Consider the following 19,153-nt stretch of genomic DNA (forward strand, 5'->3'; position numbering starts at 1 on the left):
CTTGTGGCAAGATCTTGCGCTATATTTGCTGCGAGACGCTGTATCGTATCCAAAACTGTGACCTCAGTCCTGGGGCTCGCGCCGCAGGTGAACTGACTATGGGGCGGATGACGGAGACGTCCGGCCGGCGAGACCGCTGTCGGCGATCGGTTGCCGATCGTCATGATTTTCCTGAGCATGCATTCCGGTTGTCGTAACCACGTTGCAAACTTCTAACAATCCGATATAGGCAACCTTACGGCAATACAACTGAGCTCCTGAAATGAACGATATCGTCGGAGGTTCGAAATGGGCCGAAAGCGTGGCATCGATGACAGTCGGGACCGATCGAAACGGTCGGAGATCAGCTCATTCCGTTCCTCCGGACATCGGGAAAAGGATTCCGGAGCGCACTCCAACGGTAATGGATACGCGCGACGTCCGTCGTCCGGCATTCTTCCACTGACCGCGGCCCAGCGGGGAATCTGGTTCGCTCAGCATCTCGCGGAATCGTCGCCGATATCGGTGGCCCAATACGTCGAGATCGTAGGCGATTTGGACGTGGAATTGCTCACCGAGGCCTGCCGAACCGCCAGTCGTGAGTTCGGCTCGGGGCATCTGCGCCTCATCGAGGTCGATGGAGAGCCGCGTCAGTTCATCGACCAGGAACGTGGCGGTCAGGTCTCGGTAATGGATTTGCGCCGACACGCCGATCCGGTTGCGACCGCGCTCGAAATCATGGTTCAGGACTATTCTGCTCCGCTGGACCTATTGCGTGACGACCTCATGGCGAGCATCGTGTTCCAGGTCGGCGCGAACCATTTCCTATGGTATCAGAGGGCGCACCATATCGCGCTCGACGGATTCGCCGCCGTCACCATGCTGCACCGAATAACCGCGCTGTACAACGCGTGGGTGAACTCCGAGGAAGCGCCGCCGTGTATGGCGCGGGATCTCGGTGTCGTCGTCGAGCAGGATCTGGCGTACCGGGGCTCGGAGCGTTTCGACAACGACCGCAGATACTGGTCGGAGCATCTGGCGGACGCGCCTCCCCTCGTCAGCCTTTCCAGCCGCATGGGCAAGGCCACCATTCATCCGACGCTGGTCAGCGACGAATTGCCCGAGGCCACAGCGCATCTGCTGGAAAGCGTCGTGCTCGGAAACGGCACGAGCGTGACACCGACCATCGTCGCGGCGTTCGCCGCCTATCTCGCGCGAATGACCGGGAGCGACGAAGTATTGCTGAGCCTCCCGGTTTCGGGTCGGCACTCCGCCGTGCTGCGCCACTCCGGGGGAATGGTGGCCAATGTCGTCCCGTTGCGCGTGCGGGTCGCGGGCCGCAGTGTGGGTGAGCTGATCGCCGCTGTGCTGAGCGAGCTGACGAGTGCGCTTCGGCGGCAGCGTTATCGCCAAGAGGACATCTTCCACGATATGGGAATCGCGCGCGACGAGGCGGCGTCCTTCGGGCCGGCCGTGAACCTCATGATGGTCGAGAACGAGGTCGTGCTGGGTGAGACGACAGGCCGCCTGCACGTCCTCACCTCGGGCCCGACCGCCGACCTTTTCGTCAACATCTATCCGGGTGCGGGCAAAGACAGTACGCACATCGACTTCCAAGGCAATCCGAATGCCTACAGCCCTGAGGAACTCGCCGGTCACCACCGCCGCTTCCTGATGTTCCTGCACGAGTTCCTGGCCGGGGGAGCGGGCTGTCCGATCAGCAGGCTGCCGCTGCTGGAAGCACAGGAACGGTCCGCGCTGCTGCCGGTGCGGGGGCCCGGCGGGGTCGAAACACGGCTGCTTCCAGAGATTTTGGCCGCGAGCGCCCGCCGGAATCGTGGTGCGTGCGCGATCAGCTCGGCCGGGCGGACGATGACGTATGGCGAGCTGGACACCAGATCCTCCCAGCTGGCCCGGCATCTGATAGCCCTGGGTTGTGGGCCGGATACGGCGGTCGCGATCATGCTGTCCCGCTCGGTCGAATCGGTCGTGGCGACGTGGGCGGTCGCGAAATGCGGTGCGGCGTTCGTCCAATTGGATCCCGAGTACCCGTCGAAGCGGATAGACCACATCATCGCCGACAGCGGTGCGACAGTGGCGATCACGGTCGACGCTCTGCGCGGGCGGCTCCCGCGACAGATACATCGGGTGGTTCTCGACGACCCCGCGACCCTCGAGGAATGCGACGCTGCGAGCGGGCCGATCTCCGACGAAGACCGTATCCGCCCGCTACGGCCGTCCAATATCGCCTATGTCACCTATACCTCGGGTTCCACCGGGAAGCCGAAGGGCGTCCAGGTCACCCACACCGGCCTCGCGAATCTCGTTGCCGACCGCGCCGCCACGTACGGTATCGACACGAAATCCCGCGTGTCCTATGCCCTCTCGCCGAGTTTCGACGCCTCGCTGGAACAGTTTCTGACCTGCTTCGCGAGCGGATCCACGCTGGTGATCGTGCCGCCCGAAGTGACAGGCGGTGCTCCGCTCACGCGCCTGCTCGCCGACGAGCACGTGACCCACCTGACGCTGACCCCCGCCATGCTGGCGACCGTGGACCCGAGTCCGGCGACCGACTTGCGGGTGGTCGTGGTCGGTGGCGACGTCTGCCCGCCGCACGTCGTCGAGCGGTGGACCCAGTCGTTGTCCATGTACAACGAATACGGTCCCACCGAAACCACCGTGACCGCCCTCGGCGCCGGGCTGAGACCCGGCCGCGCCCAGACGGTCGGTGGCCCCCTCCGTGGCGTCGCGGCGATGGTGCTGGACCGAACCCTCCAGCCGGTGCCCAAGGGCACCGCGGGCGAGTTGTACCTCGCTGGGCCGGGATTGGCCCGTGGCTACAGCCGACTGCCCGGCGAAACCGCCGCCCGGTTCGTCGCCGATCCGTACGGCGACGCCGGCGAGCGGATGTACCGCACCGGCGACATCGCGCGCTGGACCGGCGACGACGCCGAGATGACGCTGGAATTGCTGGGGCGCGGCGACTTCCAGGTCAAGATCCGCGGTTACCGGATCGAGCCGAGCGAGATCGACGCCGCGCTCACCGCCCACGAGGACGTGGATCTCGCCGTCACGGTGCCGGTCCGCAACAACGTCGGCACGACCGTACTGGCGTCCTACGTCGTCCCGGTCGCTGGCCGTCGCGTCGATCCGCTCCTACTTCAGCGCTTCGCCCGCGATTCGCTGCCGCCGCACATGGTCCCGGCGGTGATCGTCGCGCTGGACGCCCTTCCGGTGAACGCCTTCGGCAAGGTCGATCGCCGCGCCTTGCCGAAGCCCGAATTCGGGACCGCGCCGGTCGGCCGGGCGCCGGCCACGGTTCGGGAGAAGACGGTCGCACGGCTTTTCGCCGAGGTGCTCGGCGTGCCTCGGGTCGGGGCGGACGACAGCTTCTTCGCACTCGGCGGCGACAGCATTCTGTCGATCCGGCTGGTGGCGCGGGCCAAGGCCGAGGGCTTGAGTTTCTCCACCCAGGATGTGTTCGTGCACAAGACCGTCGCGGGCCTGGCGGCCACGGCGACGGAAGCCGTCGACACCCTCGAGTTGGCCGAGCTGCCCGGTGCCGGCGTGGGGCCGATGCCGCTGTCGCCGATCATGCGCGCGATGCTCGATCGGGGTCACTACGACCGATTCGCGCAGGCCGCGCTCGTGCAGCTGCCCGAGGGGGTCGACCGGGCGGGTCTAGTGCGCGTCGTGGGATCCCTGCTGGAGCGCCACGACATGTTGCGCGCGGTGCTGCGCGGCGGCGATTCGGTCGATCCGTACGTCGAGGTGCTCGATCGGGAAGCCGTCGACCCGCACGCCGCGCTCGTCGACGTCTGGCTCGATCGACGTGACGCCGCCGAAGTCGATCGCCACCTTCAGAAGGCGGCGGATCGATTGGATCCCGGCAGTGGTGTGCTCGTGCAGGCCGTCTGGATTCGGGATCGCGACCGGTCCGGACCCGACCTGATGTGGCTGGTGATCCACCACCTCGCCGTCGACGCGGTGTCCTGGCGCATCATCCTCGCCGACCTCGCGCAGGCTTGGTCGCGAATGCCCAGCGGCGCACCGCGTTTCGGACAGGTCAGCACTTCGTTCCGGCGCTGGGCGCACGGCCTGGTCGTGCAGGCGCCGGGCAGGCGGTCGGCGGAACTCGAACACTGGAAAGACGTGCTCGAGCGCGGCGATCAACTTCTCGGCTCGCGCCGTCTGCTGCCGGATCGTGACGTCGGAGCCACGGCCGGCCGGGTTCGTCAGCGCATCCCGGCGGCGGTCGCCGAGGCGGTGCTCACCACCATTCCGGATCGCTTCCATTGCAGCGCCAACGAACCGCTGCTGGCGGCCTTGGTACTGGCACTGAGTGAGTGGCGGCGCAGGCGTGGTGCGGTGGCGGCCGCCGGAGAGTTGATCTCGCTGGAGGGACACGGCCGCGAGGAGCGGGCCGTGCCCGGCGCGGATCTCAGCTCCACGGTGGGCTGGTTCACCACCCGCTTCCCGGTCCGGATCGACTGGGAGAACATCGATCTCGATGATGCGCTGGCCGGTGGACCGAGTGCGGGACACGCGATCAAGCAGGTGAAGGAGCAGCTGCGTGCGGTGCCGGACAACGGCATCGGCTATCAAATGCTGCGTTGTCTCGATCCCCAGGGCAGTGCCGAGCTCGGCGGTCTGCCCGAACCGCAGATCAGCTTCAACTACCTCGGGCGGGTGGGCGCCGCTGAGCACTCGGGGCCGTGGGCGCCCACCACTGAATTCACCGCGCTGACCGCCACGAGCGATCCGGCGATGGCGCTGGCCGCCGTCCTCGACATCAACGCGATCGCCGAGGAAGGCAGCGACGGACTCGAACTCGACACGACCTGGGAGTTCGCCTCGCAGGTGTTGAGTGGCGAGGAGGTCGACGAACTCGCCGGGCTGTGGGCTCGGGCACTGCTGGCGCTGGGCGAGCACGTCCGATCCGACACCACACCGGGCTTCACCCCCTCCGACTTCCCGCTGACCACGGTGTCGCAGCACGAAATCGACGGCTGGCTGAGGGAATACCCGTCGATGACCGATGTGTGGCCGCTGACCGCCCTGCAGTCCGGGCTGCTGTTCCACACGATCTACGACCGAGACGGCGACGACGGCTACATCGTGCAGGCGGCACTGACCTTCGCCGGGCACGTGGACACGGAGCGGATGCGGCGGGCCGCGCAGGTGCTCGTCGACCGCCACGACAGCCTGCGGACCGCGTTCGTCGAGAGTGCCGACGGGCCACGGCAAATCGTGTTGCGCGATACCCGGGTCGAGTGGAGCGAGTCGAGTGTCAGCGATGTCGCCCCGCAGGCGGAAGCGCTTCGGCGACTCGCGGCCGAGGCCGCGGCTCCGTTCGACCCGGCTCACCCGCCGCTGGTGCGTTTCCACCTCGTGCGTACCGGCGTCGATACCTTCCAGCTGCTGGTCACCAACCACCATCTCGTGCTGGACGGCTGGTCGATGCCTCTGCTGATCCACGAGTTGCTCGCCTTGTACGCCTCCGACGGGGATACCGCCGACCTCGCGCCCCCTCGTTCGTACCGAGAGTATCTGCGGTGGTTGCAAACTCGGGATCGCGCCGCCGCGATCGCCGCGTGGCAGGAGATGCTCGCCGGAATCGACAGTCCGACCCGGGTCGCGGGCGGGCCGGATCGAACAGCCGCCGCGGACGCCGGTGAAGTCGGCATGAACCTGGACGCCGCGACCACCGCCGCGATCTTCGAGCTGGGGCGCTCGCACGGCGTCACGCCCAACACGGCCCTGCAGGTGGCGTGGGCATTGCTGGTGGCCGCCATGACCGGACGGTCGGACGTGGTGTTCGGCAATACGATGTCGCAGCGCCCGCCGCAGCTTCCGGACATCGAGCGCATGGTCGGGCTCCTGGTCAACACGCTGCCCGTCCGCGTCCGGCTCGAACCCGACGAGACCGTCGGTGACCTGCTCGTCCGTGTGCAATCCGAGCAGGCCGCGATGCTGGATCACCAGTACATCGGTCTGGCGGAACTGCAACGGGTCATCGGCATCACCGATATGTTCGACACCGCGACGGTACTCGAGTCCTATCCACTCGGCCGAGAACTGTTGGCACGCGATCTCTCCGACGCCGGTTTGCGGCTCGTCGAGGTCGACGCCCACGACGCCACGCCGTATCCCCTGAGCTTGCAGGTGACCCCGCCGCGGTCGGGCCGCGACGGACGACCGGACGTCGACGAGCCCGACACCTACACGGTGACACTGAAATTCGCCACCGACCGATTCGATGCGGACGAGGCCCGCACACTGCTCGAACGATTCGAGCTGCTGATCGGGCAGATCGTCATGGACCCCGCCCGGAGGGTGTCCGACGTCTCCTCGTACCGGGACTCCGAACGCGCGGAACTGCTTTCGGTACGCGGCGAGGACCCGGCCGCAGCGCTCGTGCTACGCGACATCCTGTGGGGGACCGCGCGGAGGTATCCGGACACTGTGGCAGTCCGGTGCGGTGACTCCACGTGGACGTATCGTGAGCTGGAGCGTCGCGCCGACGCGTTCGCTTGCCTGCTGGCGAGCCACGGCGCACGGGCCGAGTCGCTCGTCGCGCTGGCCGTGCCCCGTTCGGCCGAACTGGTCGTCGCGATCTGGGCGGTGGCGAAGACCGGCGCCGCGTTCCTGCCGGTGGATCCCGGCAATCCCGCCGCGCGGATCGGGGAGTTGTTGTCCGACTCGCGGACCGGCCTCGGCGTGACGACCAGCGCTGTGGCACAGCGGCTTCCGGACACTGTCGACTGGTTGCTGCTGGACGCTCCGGCTTCGGACGGTCATGATGGTCTACCCCATCCGGCCGATACCGGCCGATTGTCCGCCGACAACGCGGCATACGCGATCTATACGTCCGGATCGACCGGTACGCCGAAGGCGGTCCAGCTCAGCCATCGAGGCCTGGCCGACCTGGTCGCGGCACACGTCGACGCGTTCGGTGTGGATACCGATGCGCGGGTGTTGCAGGTCGCGTCGCCGGGATTCGACGCCTGCCTGTCGGAGTTGCTGTTGGCGCACGGCAGTGGCGCCTGTCTGGTCGTGGCGCCGCCGGAGGTGTACGGCGGGACCGATCTCGAGAAACTGATTCGGTCCCAGCGGGTTTCGCACGCGATCCTCACCCCGTCCGTGCTGAACACGATGGATCCGTCCCGGATTCCCTCGTTGACAACGCTCGCGGTCGTCGGCGAAGCGACCGGGCCGGACACCGTGCACCGGTGGGGCGCCGGGCGACGGCTGATGAACCATTACGGACCGACCGAGTGCACGATCTGGGCGACGGGGTCGGACGCCCTCGTACCCGGCGAACCGGTGACGATCGGTGGCCCGATCCGCGGTGCGTCCGCGCTGGTTCTCGACACCTGGCTGCGACCGGTGCCGGTCGGTGTCGCGGGCGAACTCTACGTCGGTGGGCCCGGACTCGCCCGCGGGTACATCGATCGACCGGGCGTGACGGCGTCGCGCTTCGTCGCGGACCCGCGATCCACTCGCGGCGAGCGGATCTACCGCACCGGTGATTCCGTGCGCTGGGTGCGCGGACCCGCCGGGTTGGCGCTGGAATTCCTGGGTCGCTGCGATCAGCAGGTCAAGGTTCACGGGCTGCGGATCGAGCCGGGGGAGATCGATGCCCACATCGCCCGGCACCCGGACGTGGCGAGTGTCGCCACCGTCGCGGTGCAAGGCACTTCCGGTGAACCGGTTCTGGTGTCCTATGTCGTCTCCGCGCCGGGCTCCGCCGTGGATGTGGCGGCGATCGGCGACGATCTCGCGGCCAGGCTACCCCGGTACATGAATCCCGCGGCGATCGTGCGGCTCGACGAGATGCCGTGCACGCCCACGGGCAAGATCGACCGGAAAGCCCTGCGGCAGCGCCCTTTCGCTGCCGACGCCGCGGGCGGGCGACCGCCGTCGACGCCTACCGAGCAGATCGTGGCGCGACTCTTCGCCGATGTACTCCATCTCGACACGGTGTCCGCCGACAGCAACTTCTTCGCGCTCGGCGGGGACAGCATCGTCTCGATGCGGCTGGTGGCACTGGCGAGATCCGCCGGGCTCACACTCACACCGCGAGATGTGTTCGAACACAAGACGGTTGCCGCGCTCGCCGCACTGGCGGACGACATCGCCGCCCCGGTGGCGATCGAGGAACCCCCGCGGCGCCCGACGGCGGACCGCTTTTCGGGGCATCCGCTCGTCACGCTGACCGAACACGACCTCGATCGGCTGGAACGCCAGTACCCCGGCCTGTCCGACGTGTGGCCGTTGTCGCCCATGCAATCCGGGATGCACTTCGACTCGACGTTCGACCCGGGTGCCGGGGACAACTACACCGTCCAGACGATGATCGGATTGTCCGGCGCGGTCGACGGTGAGCGCCTGCGGCGTGCCGCCCAAGCCGTGGTCGACCGGCACGACATCCTTCGGGCCGCCTTCGTGGAGACGGCGAGCGGGCCGTGCCAGGTCGTGCTGGACCATGCCGAAATCCCGTTCCGCGAGGTAGATCTCGCCGATGGTGTCGACGCGGGATCGCCCGCCGACCCGGGCGCGATCGCCGCGGCCGACGCGGCGGCGGGATTCGACCTGTCGGCTCCTCCGCTCCTACGCTTGACGCTGATCCGGCTCGACGCGCGGTCCTTCCGGCTGCTCGTCACGAACCACCATGCGATCCTGGACGGCTGGTCGATGCCGTTGCTGATGCGAGAACTGCTCGACTACTACGGATCTCCCGCGCGTATCGACTCCGCCGGTCCCGCTCCGTCCTACCGTGACTATCTGTCCTGGCTGGCTCGGCAGGACAGCGCCGCGTCCAAAGCGGCATGGGCGCAGGAGCTTTCGAATGTCGACGGACCCACCCGGGTGTCCCGCGAAGCCTCGTCGGCGGGCTCGGTCTGCGCCGCCGAGGTCGCGGCCGAACTCACGGCGGATCGATTCGCGGAACTCCGTCTAGTGGCGGCGGAGACGGCCGTCACCATCAACACCGCGGTGGCCGCGGCTTGGGCGCTGAATCTGCGTGTATCGACCGGCGAGACCGATGTGATGTTCGGCGCCGCGGTGTCGGGCAGGCCTCCGGAGCTGCCGCTGGTCGATCAGACGCTCGGCATGTTCCTCACCACGATTCCGGTGCGAGTCCCGCTGCGACCCACCATGACGGTGCGCGAGTTGCTGACCGGCATTCACGCGCGGCACGCCCGCATGCTGGAGCATCACCATATCGGCCTACCCGAGATTCACCGCAGCGTCGGCCTGCCCGAACTCTTCGACACCGTCATCACCTTCCAGTCGTTCCCCATCGACCGGACGGCGCTGCAGGAACTCGTCGATTCGGCGGGCCTGCGGGTGGACGAACTCAGCGGTGTGGACGCGACGCCGTACCCGCTCAGCCTGGCCGTGGAACCGAAGCAGTCCGAGGACGGCGAGGTGCAGGGGCTGCGGATCACCCTCCGGTTCCACGAGCGCGCGTTCGACACCGCCTCGGCGCGCGGGATTCTCGATCGCTTCGTTGAGCTGCTGTGCCGGATCGCCGCGAACGCGGACGTGCGGCTCGGCGAGCTCGCCGGGGAATCGGGTCCGCTGTGGCCGGTTTCGGTTGCGGAAGCGGCGATTCCGGACACATTGTACGGCATACTCGCCGCCTCCGCTGCCGCCGAACCAGACGCGGTCGCCGTGCGGTGCGGTGCGGCTGCCATGACCTACCGGCAGCTCGACGAGCGATCCTCACGTCTGGCCCGGATCCTGCTGTGGCACGGCGCCCAGCGCGGACAGGTCGTCGCCTCCGTGCTTCCGCGATCCCCGGCGGCGACGCTGACCCTGTGGGCCGTGGCCAAGACCGGCGCCGCCGTACTGCCGATCGATCCGATCCTGCCGGCGGAGCGTATCGAGTTCTTGCTGTCGGACTCGAAAACGGTTGTCGGACTGACCGATGCGTCGACCAGGAAGCATCTCCCCGAGTGCGTCGACTGGCTGGTCCTCGACGAGGAGCAGACGCACGACACCCTGGACTCGGTCTCTGGTGCGCCGATCACCGATGTCGAACGCGGCGGGCCGATTCGGCGGGACCAGATCGCGTACGTGAGCTACACCTCCGGGTCGACCGGAACGCCCAAGGGCGTTCTCGTCAGCCATCGCGGCTTGGCCGAGATCGTCGCGGCGCAGCGGCGAATACTCGGCGTCGACCCGGCGTCGGTGGTGCTGCAGGTCGCCTCGCCCAGCTTCGACGCCTCGATCTTCGAGTTGTTGATGGCGCACGGCTCGGGCGGTCGGCTCGTCATCTCACCCGCCGATGTCTACGCCGGGCCCGAGCTGGCGAAACTGATGCGCCGCGAGGGCATTTCGCACGCGATAGTGACACCCTCGGCGCTGGCGACGGTTCCGTGCGATGGTCTCGACGGGTTGCGCGTGCTGGCCGCGGCCGGTGAGCCGGTCGGGCCGGAACTGGTCGATCGGTGGGCGCCGGATCGCGCCATGATCAATGTCTACGGGCCGACGGAATGCACGATCTGGGCTACCTCCGGCGACGCTCTGACGCCGGGCGCCGCGGTCACGATCGGCAGGCCCGTCGGCACGGTCGCGGCCGTTGTCCTGGACACCTGGTTGCGGCCCGTGCCACCCGGTGTCGCGGGCGAGCTGTACCTGTTCGGCCCCGGCGTTGCCGATGGGTATGTCGCCAAGATGGCGTTGACCGCGGCGCGGTTCGTCGCATGCCCGTTCGGGGAGCCGGGCCAGCGCATGTACGCGACCGGCGACATGGTGCGCCGCACCGCCGCCGGCGAGATGGAGTTTCTGGGGCGCAACGACTTTCAGGTGAAGGTGCGCGGCACCAGGATCGAGCTGGGGGAGATCGACGCGGTGCTGGGCGCGCGTGCGGATGTGGCATACGCCGTCACCGTGCCGCGCAGTGACGAGGGGCGATCAACGCTGCTGGTGTCCTATGTCGTGGCCGCGACCGGGGCGGAGGTGTCGGGCGAGGAGTTGCGCGCGGCACTGGCCGAGGCGTTGCCCCGGTACATGGTGCCGTCCGCGGTGGTGGTGCTGGACGAGGTGCCGCTGACCGCCAACGGGAAGCTGGATCGCGAGCGGTTACCCGAACCGGTTGCCGTCGCGCGCGAATTCCGTGCGCCTGCACCGGGATTGGAAGAGTTGGTCGCGCGGACATTCGAGCAGGTACTCGACGTGGACCGGGTGGGAGTCGACGACGACTTCTTCGCGCTGGGCGGCGATTCGCTGAGCGCCTCGCTGGTGGTGGCGCGGATAGGCGCGGCCCTGGAGGTGCGCGTGCCGGTGCGGTCGGTGTTCGAGGCCCCGACGGTCGGCGAATTGGCGGCGCTCGCAGGGACACTCAGCGGCGTGGGCCGGTTGCCCCTGCTACCCGGAGTGCACCCCGACCCCGTGCCGCTGTCGCTGGCGCAGCAGCGGATGTGGTTCCTGAACCGGTTCGATCCGGACTCCGCGGCGTACAACATTCCGGTGCTGCTGCGGCTGTCGGGACAGTTGGACACCGCGGCGCTGGCGGCCGCGCTCGCGGATGTGATGGCACGTCACGAGGTACTGCGCACGATTTACCCGGAGGTCTCCGGTGAGCCGCGGCAGGTCGTTCTCGACGAGCCCGCGGTGCCGGTGGAGCCGGTGCGGGTGTCCGCGGATTCGGTCCCGGAGGTGGTGGGCGAGTTCGTGCGGCGCGGATTCGATGTGACGACCGCGGTGCCGATGCGCGTGGGGCTGTTCGAATTCGACGGCGACACAGGAGAATTCCTACTGGCCCTGGTGGTCCATCACATCGCAGGCGATGGTCAGTCGATGGGACCGCTGGCCCGTGACGTGATGGCGGCGTATGCCGCGCGACTGGCCGGGCACGCGCCGGAATGGGAGCCGCTCGCCGTGCAGTACGCGGATTTCGCGTGGTGGCAACGGCAGATGCTGGGGACCGAAGACGATCCGGCGTCGTTGCTGTCCGCGCAGCTCGAGTTCTGGCGCTCGACGCTCGCGGGCGCACCCGACCGGCTGGAACTGCCCGCGGACCGACCACGTCCGGCCGTCGCGTCGCTGTCGGGCGGCCGGGTGCCCGTGGAGATCGATGCGAGTCTGCACGAGCGGCTGCTCGGGCTGGCACGGGCGCGCGGAGCGTCGCTGTTCATGGTGATGCATGCCGCGCTGGCAACGGTATTGGGGCGACTCGGCGACAGCGATGACGTGGTGATCGGCACCCCGGTCGCGGGACGCGGTGAGCCCGCGCTGGACGCTCTGGTGGGGATGTTCGTGAACACCCTCGCCTTGCGGACCAGGGTCGATACCCGCGAACCGTTCGCCGAGTTGCTGATGCGCGCTCGCGAGACGGACCTGCTCGCGTTCGAGCACGCGGACGTGCCGTTCGAGCGGGTCGTGGAGGCGTTGAGCCCGGAGCGATCGGCGGCGCGGCATCCGTTGTTCCAAGTGGTCCTGGCGTTCCAGAACGTGTCGACGGTCGATGTGGCGCTACCCGGCGTCCGGGTCGCCCGAGTGGACGCCGATACCGGGGCGACCCAGTTCGACCTCCAACTGGTGCTGTCCGATTCGTTCGGCAATACCGATGCGGCGCACGGTATCTCGGGAACGATGACCTACGCGCGGGATCTGTTCGACGAGGCGAGCGCAGCGGCGATCGTCCGACGGTTGGTGCGGGTGCTGGAAGCCGTCGCCGACGATCCGGCCGTGGTGATCGGGGACATCGACTTGCTGGAAGCCGACGAGCGCGCGGCGCTCACGTCGCGCGTCGGGACACGGACCGCGGCGGCTGCGGAGCCCTCCGGATTGCTGCCGGACGTGTTCGCCTCGGCCGTACGCGACAACCGCGACGGTATCGCCGTCGTCGCGGGGGATGCCACGCTGACGTACGCGGAGCTGGACGAGCGGTCCAGTCGGCTGGCGAGGGTACTGATCGGTTGTGGCGCCGGACCGGAGCGTCCGGTGCTGGTGGCGGCGGCGCGGTCGATGGCATCGGTGGTCGCGTGGTGGGCGGTGGTCAAGACGGGCGCCGCGTACGTACCGGTGGACCCGGGCTATCCGGCGAGCCGGATAGAGCAGATGGTCTCGGATTCAGGTGCACCGCTGGGGATTACGGTATCGGCGGCGCGTGCCGAGGTGCCGGATTCGGTGGACTGGATCGTCCTCGACGACCCGGCCGTCGCCGCGTGGATCGACGCGTCGGCGAGCGGCCCGATCAGCGATGACGAGCGGTCGCGGCCGCTGCGGGCCGCGGATATCGCCTACGTGATCTTCACCTCCGGATCGACCGGAGTGCCGAAGGGCGTCGCCATCACCCATTCCGGCATCGCCGACTTGATCTCGGTGTGGCGCGCCGACCGCGAACTCCGGCACACCTCCAGGGTGTTGCATTTCGCGTCGCCGTCGTTCGACGCCGCACTGCTGGAGATCCTGATCGCCGTCAGCCGGGCCGCTGTCCTGGTCGTGGCGCCGACCGAGATATACGGCGGCGGCGAACTCGCCGAGCTCCTGCGCGTGCGGCGGGTCACCCACGCCTTCCTGACCCCGGCCGCGCTCGCGTCGGTGGATCCGGACGGGCTGGACGACCTGCGGCTGGTGATGTCCGGTGGGGAGGAGGTCCCGGCCGATCTGGTGAGCCGATGGGCGGGCACCGACAGCGCGGGCGTCAGAAAGTTCCAGGTGCTGTACGGGCCGACCGAGGCCACGATCGCCGCCACCGCGACGGGCGCGCTGCGATCGGATGAGCGGCCGACGATCGGTGCCCCGCTGCCGGGAACGCAGGCGCTGGTCCTGGATGCCCGGTTGCAGCCGGTGCCGGTAGGGGTGGCCGGAGAGCTGTATGTCGCGGGCCCTGCGCTGGCGCGCGGGTACCTCAACAGGGCGGCGACGAACGCGGCGCGGTTCGTGGCGCATCCGTTCGGGGAACCGGGACATCGCATGTATCGCACGGGTGATGTGGTGCGCTGGAACACCGGCGGCGCCCTGGAGTTCCTGGGGCGCAACGATTCCCAAGTGAAGATCCGCGGCTATCGGATCGAGCTGGGCGAGATCGACGCGGTGCTGAGCGCGCGGGCGGATGTGGCATACGCGGTCACCGTCGCGCGGCAGGATGACACGGGGCCGGAGATGCTGGTGTCCTACGCGGTGCCCGAAGCCGGGGCGGGCCTGTCGGGTGAACAGTTGCGGGCGTCGTTGGCCGAGGTGCTGCCGTCGTACCTGGTGCCCGCCGCGGTGATGATCCTGGACGCGATTCCCCTGTCGCCGAATGGAAAGCTCGACCGCGCGGCCCTGCCCGCACCGGTCGTCCAGGCCAAGCGATTCCGGGCCCCGGCCTCACCGGTGCAGGAGATAGTCGCGGGCGTGTTCGCCGAGATCCTCGGCATCGACGGTCCGGTAGGCGCCGACGACGACTTCTTCGAACTCGGTGGCAACAGCCTGGTGGCGATTCGGGTAGCGGCCCGGATCGGCGCCGCGCTCGACGCGACCATCCCGGCGTCGATGATCTTCGAGGCGCCGACGGTCGCGCGGTTGGCCACCTGCGCCGAATCGCGGGCCGACACCGGCCGGGTGGCGCTGACCGCACAGCAACGGCCGCAGCGCATTCCGCTGTCGTACGCCCAGCAGCGCATGTGGTTCCTGAACCAGCTCGAGCCCGGCTCGGCGGCCTACAGCATCCCGATCGTGCTACGGCTGTCCGGGAAGCTGAATCTCGACGCGCTGTGCGCGGCCGTCGAGGAGGTGCTGAACCGGCACGAGGTACTGCGGACCGTGTACCCGTATGGGGAGGGCGAGCCGTCGCAGGTCGTCCTTCCCGCCGCGGCGATCGCGCCGCTGACCGTGACCTCCGTCGCGGAACATGAACTGGCCGAAGCCTTGTCGGCGTTCGTCTCGACGGTGTTCGATCTGACGGTCGACGCGCCGGTGCGGATCCGGTTGTTCGAGCTCGCGCCGAACGAGTGGGTCCTCGCCGTGGTGGTGCACCACATCGCCTGCGACGGATCGTCGCTCGGCCCGCTGGCACGAGACACCATGACCGCGTACGCGGCCCACCTGGCCGGGGAGACACCGAGCCTGCCGCCACTGCCGGTGCAGTACGCCGACTACGCGATCTGGCAGCGAACCGTGCTGGGGACCGAAGACGATCCCCAGTCCCTGTTGCGCGCCCAGATCGACTACTGGACAGTCGCATTGGCGGAGCTGCCGGTTTTGCTGGAGCTGCCGACCGACCGTCCGCGTCCGCCCGTGCAGACCTATTCGGGCGCGAGCGTACCGATAGCCGTCGGCGCCGATCTGCACGCGGGATTGCAGCGGGTCGCGCGGGTGCACAACACGACACTGTTCATGGTGTTCCATGCCGCGCTGGCCGCTACGTTGGCCCGGCTGGCCGATACCGACGACATCGCCATCGGCACTCCGTACGCGGGACGCGGCGAGCCGGAGCTCGACGATCTGGTCGGGATGTTCGTCAACACCCTGGTGCTGCGGACCCGGTTGACCCCGGGGATGACGTTCACCCAGCTGCTCGAGCAGGTGCGCGGAACCGATCTGGCCGCGTTCGGGCACGCCGATGTTCCGTTCGAGCGACTGGTGCAGGAGCTGAACCCGGTGCGCTCGCACGCGCACCATCCACTGTTCCAGGTGATGCTGGCATTCCAGAACATCGGCAGGGCCGAGTTCGAACTCCCGGGGCTCTCGGCGTCGGCCGTGACGGCCGACACCGACACCGCGCTGTTCGATCTGCAGATCACGGTCTCGGATTCCTACGACGCCACCGGCGCCCCGGCGGGCGTCACTGGCGCGGTGACCTATGCGAGCGACCTCTTCGACGCGACGACGGTAACCATGATCGTCGATCGCCTCCTGCGGTTGCTGTGCGCGCTGGTGGCCGATCCGGCACAGCCGGTGCACGAGGTGGAACTGCTCGGCGCCGAGGAACGGGAAGCGGTTCTGACGCAGTGGAACTCGACCGAACACCGGCTACCGCCCGGCGAGACGCTGCCCTCGATCTTCGCCGACTCCGCGCGGGCGCATGCCGATCGGCCAGCGGTGGTATTCGGCGAAAAGTCGCTGACTTACGCGGAATTCGCGTCTCGCGTGCACCGATTGGCGCGGTGGTTGATCTCCCGGGGCGTGGGTCCGGAATCTTTGGTGGCGCTGCGGATGCGGCGTTCACTGGACCAGGTCACCGCCGTGTACGCGGTGCACGCCGCGGGCGGTGGGTACGTGCCGGTCGATCCGGACCTTCCCGCCGACCGCATCGCGTACATGCTGTCGATCGCCGCACCGGTGCTGGAGCTGTCGTCCCTCGATGGGCTGGAGCTGGCCGGTTTCGATGACGCGCCGGTCACCGACGCGGATCGGCGCGCGCCGCTGCGACCGCACAACGTCGCGTACGTGCTCTTCACTTCGGGCTCGACCGGACGGCCGAAAGGTGTTGCGATATCGCATTGTTCGGTGGTGAACCAGGTGCGGTGGGTCAGCGGCCTCTGCGCGCTGACGCCGAACGACGTGGTGCTGCAGAAGTCCCCGGCCACGTTCGACATGTCGGTGTGGGAGCTGTTCGCGACCCTGGCGGCAGGGGCGCGCATGGTGATCGCACGAGCCGACGGACATGCCGACCCGGCCTACCTCGCCGAAACCATTGCCCTCCAGCGCGTTACGGTCGCGGCGTTCGTGCCGTCGATGCTGGCGGTATTCACGGACGCGGCGCCCGCGCGGTCGCTCGAGTCGGTGCGGACGCTGCTGGTGGGCGGTGAGGCATTCGGCCCCGAGGTGGTGGCCGCGGTGCGGCGAACAGTGCCCGGGGTCGAGGTGCACAATCTGTACGGGCCGACCGAGTTCAGCGTGTGCGCGACCGCGCATCGGGTGACCGAATCCGACAGCGCGAACATGCCGATGGGCACACCGGTATGGAACGCGCGGGCATACGTCCTCGACCACCGGTTGCATCCGGTGCCGCCGGGTGTCGCCGGGGAGCTGTACTTGGCGGGCGCCCAGCTCGCCCGCGGCTATCGGTCACGACCGGGACTCACCGCGGAACGGTTCGTAGCCGACCCGTACGGCGACGGCGGTCGCCTGTACCGCACCGGCGACTTGGTGCGTTGGCGCCACGACGGCGAATTGGAATACCTGGGCCGCACCGATTTCCAGGTGAAGCTGCGCGGGCTGCGTATCGAACTGGGCGAGATCGAGGCGGTACTCGCCGAGTACCCCGGCATCGCCAGGGCGATCGCTGTGGTGCGCTCCACGGGAGCGGTGGATCACCTCGTCGGCTACCTGACGCCCGCCGCGGGCGCCGCGGTCGACACCGCGGCCGTCTTGGCGCACGCGGCGACCAAACTGCCGGAATACATGCTGCCCACCACGGTGATGGTGCTCGACACGGTGCCCCTGACCGCGTCGGGCAAGCTCGACTCCACGCGACTACCGGAGCCGGTGCTCGCGGTAGCGGAGTTCAGGGAGCCTTCGTCGTGGCTGGAAGGTGCGGTCGCACGGGCATTCGCAGCGGTGCTCGGAGCGGATCGGGTGGGCGCCGACGACGACTTCTACGCGTTGGGCGGTAACTCGCTGAAGTCGGTGCAAGTGGTGAACGAATTGCGGAAAGAACTCGACTACGAGGTGCCGATCGCCTGGATGTTGTCGGATCCCTGCCCCGCCGATCTGGCGAAGCGGATCGAATCCGGAATGCGCTCGGGTCCCGTCGTCGAGCGAACCGATCACGGCTTCGACGTGCTGCTGCCGATCCGGACCGGCGGTGAGCGACCACCACTGTTCTGTATCCACCCGGCCGCGGGCCTGTCGTGGTGTTACCGCACCCTCGACCGCTACCTCTCCGACGGTCGACCGATCTACGGCCTACAGGCTCCGCAGATCGGCGGCGACGTCCCCGGTCCGACAACGATCGAAGAGATGGCTCGACGCTACTTCGACGAGATTCGCGCCGTTCAGCCCCACGGTCCCTATCACGTCCTCGGCTGGTCACTGGGCGGTGTGATCGCCCATGCCGTTGCCGTCGAGATGCGTGCCGCCGGTGAGCAGGTCGCGCTGCTCGCGCTGTTGGACGCCGAGGTAGACGGTGTCGAGGAGCCGACATTCTCCGCGGTCACCGCGGGAGAGCTGATCAGCAATCTCGGTCCGGTCCTCGGCGTCGATTTCGTGAGCCCCGACGCGACCGCCGAGGAGGCCGCCGAGCTGATCGAACGGCACTTGGGGCGCGGCCTCGGTATCGACGCCACACGGATCGAGCGCCTGACCGATGCCTACAACCTGGCGATCCGGGCGGTCGGCGTATGGCGGCCCGCGGTATTGGACAGCGACATGCTCTATTTCACCGCGACACGGGAAAGGCGATCGGATGCCACGGGGCACGAGGGATGGGCGCGGGTGGTCCGCGGGCAGATCTCGGTCTTCGACATCGATACGACGCATCTGGCGATGACCGAACCGAGTGCGATCGCTCAGATCGCCCGGATTCTCAACGCACGATTGGAGTGAGGTCCGCTCAGTTCGGCGAGGTGGTGGGCGCGCCGGATTCCTCGGTGCGGCCGTCCTCTTGCGGGAGGGGCGTGTTGATGCCCAGCAACGCCCCGATCGACGCCCCGAGCGCCCCACCGAGCAGGGCGGCGGGGATGGCGACGATGGTGACGCCGAGGGCCGCGCCGAGGAGCGGGCCGACAACCAAGCCGGTCGGCAGGAACGGGATACCGACGATGAACCCGGCCGCCGCGCCCGCCAACGCGGCGGCTATCGCGACCGGTGCGGACAGTCCCGCGGCGACGCCCGCACCGATCGCCGCACCGACGCCCGCGTCCACGGCGGCGACGGTGCATTGGCGGGGATCGACGGGGATCTGCGCGCAGAATGCCTCGAGCTGCTCCTGACTCACGGTCGGCGGCGCGTCCGGCGCGGTGACCGTCTCGGTCGGACTGTCGGCGACCGGATGCGCTGGTCGTCTGTCGCCGCGGGTGTCTGCCGCAGCCGCGGTGTCGACCGGCGACTCGGCGACCGGAACGAGCACGGCCTGCGGAGGGAGTAGCCCCTGCTCGAGGCGCGTCGGTGACGTGACAGGGGTGTCATCCGGGGATGCGTTGGCTACTCCGGTTCCGAGAAGGACCGCGAGCGGCAACATGCTCGCAATCAACATCGGACGAGACCGCCAACGACCGGCTTCCGGCATTCCGCA

General features: G+C 68.6%; 1 protein-coding gene and 1 pseudogene. One reads left to right on the forward strand and one right to left on the reverse strand.

The window, feature by feature from the left end:
- Positions 1–429: 429 nt before the first annotated feature.
- Positions 430–18,465, forward strand: a pseudogene (locus AB0H49_RS26210) (amino acid adenylation domain-containing protein); the annotation flags it as partial.
- A 7-nt stretch (positions 18,466–18,472) separates the two neighbouring features.
- On the opposite strand, the gene AB0H49_RS26215 reads toward AB0H49_RS26210, so the two are convergent.
- The gene (locus AB0H49_RS26215; protein ID WP_357255089.1) at positions 18,473–18,988 is read right to left on the reverse strand and encodes a hypothetical protein; all 516 of its coding nucleotides are present in this window, start codon (positions 18,986–18,988) and stop codon (positions 18,473–18,475) included.
- Positions 18,989–19,153 lie beyond the last annotated feature (165 nt).

Origin of the sequence: Nocardia sp. NPDC050713 (genome assembly GCF_040654315.1) — a bacterium.
GTDB lineage: Bacteria > Actinomycetota > Actinomycetes > Mycobacteriales > Mycobacteriaceae > Nocardia.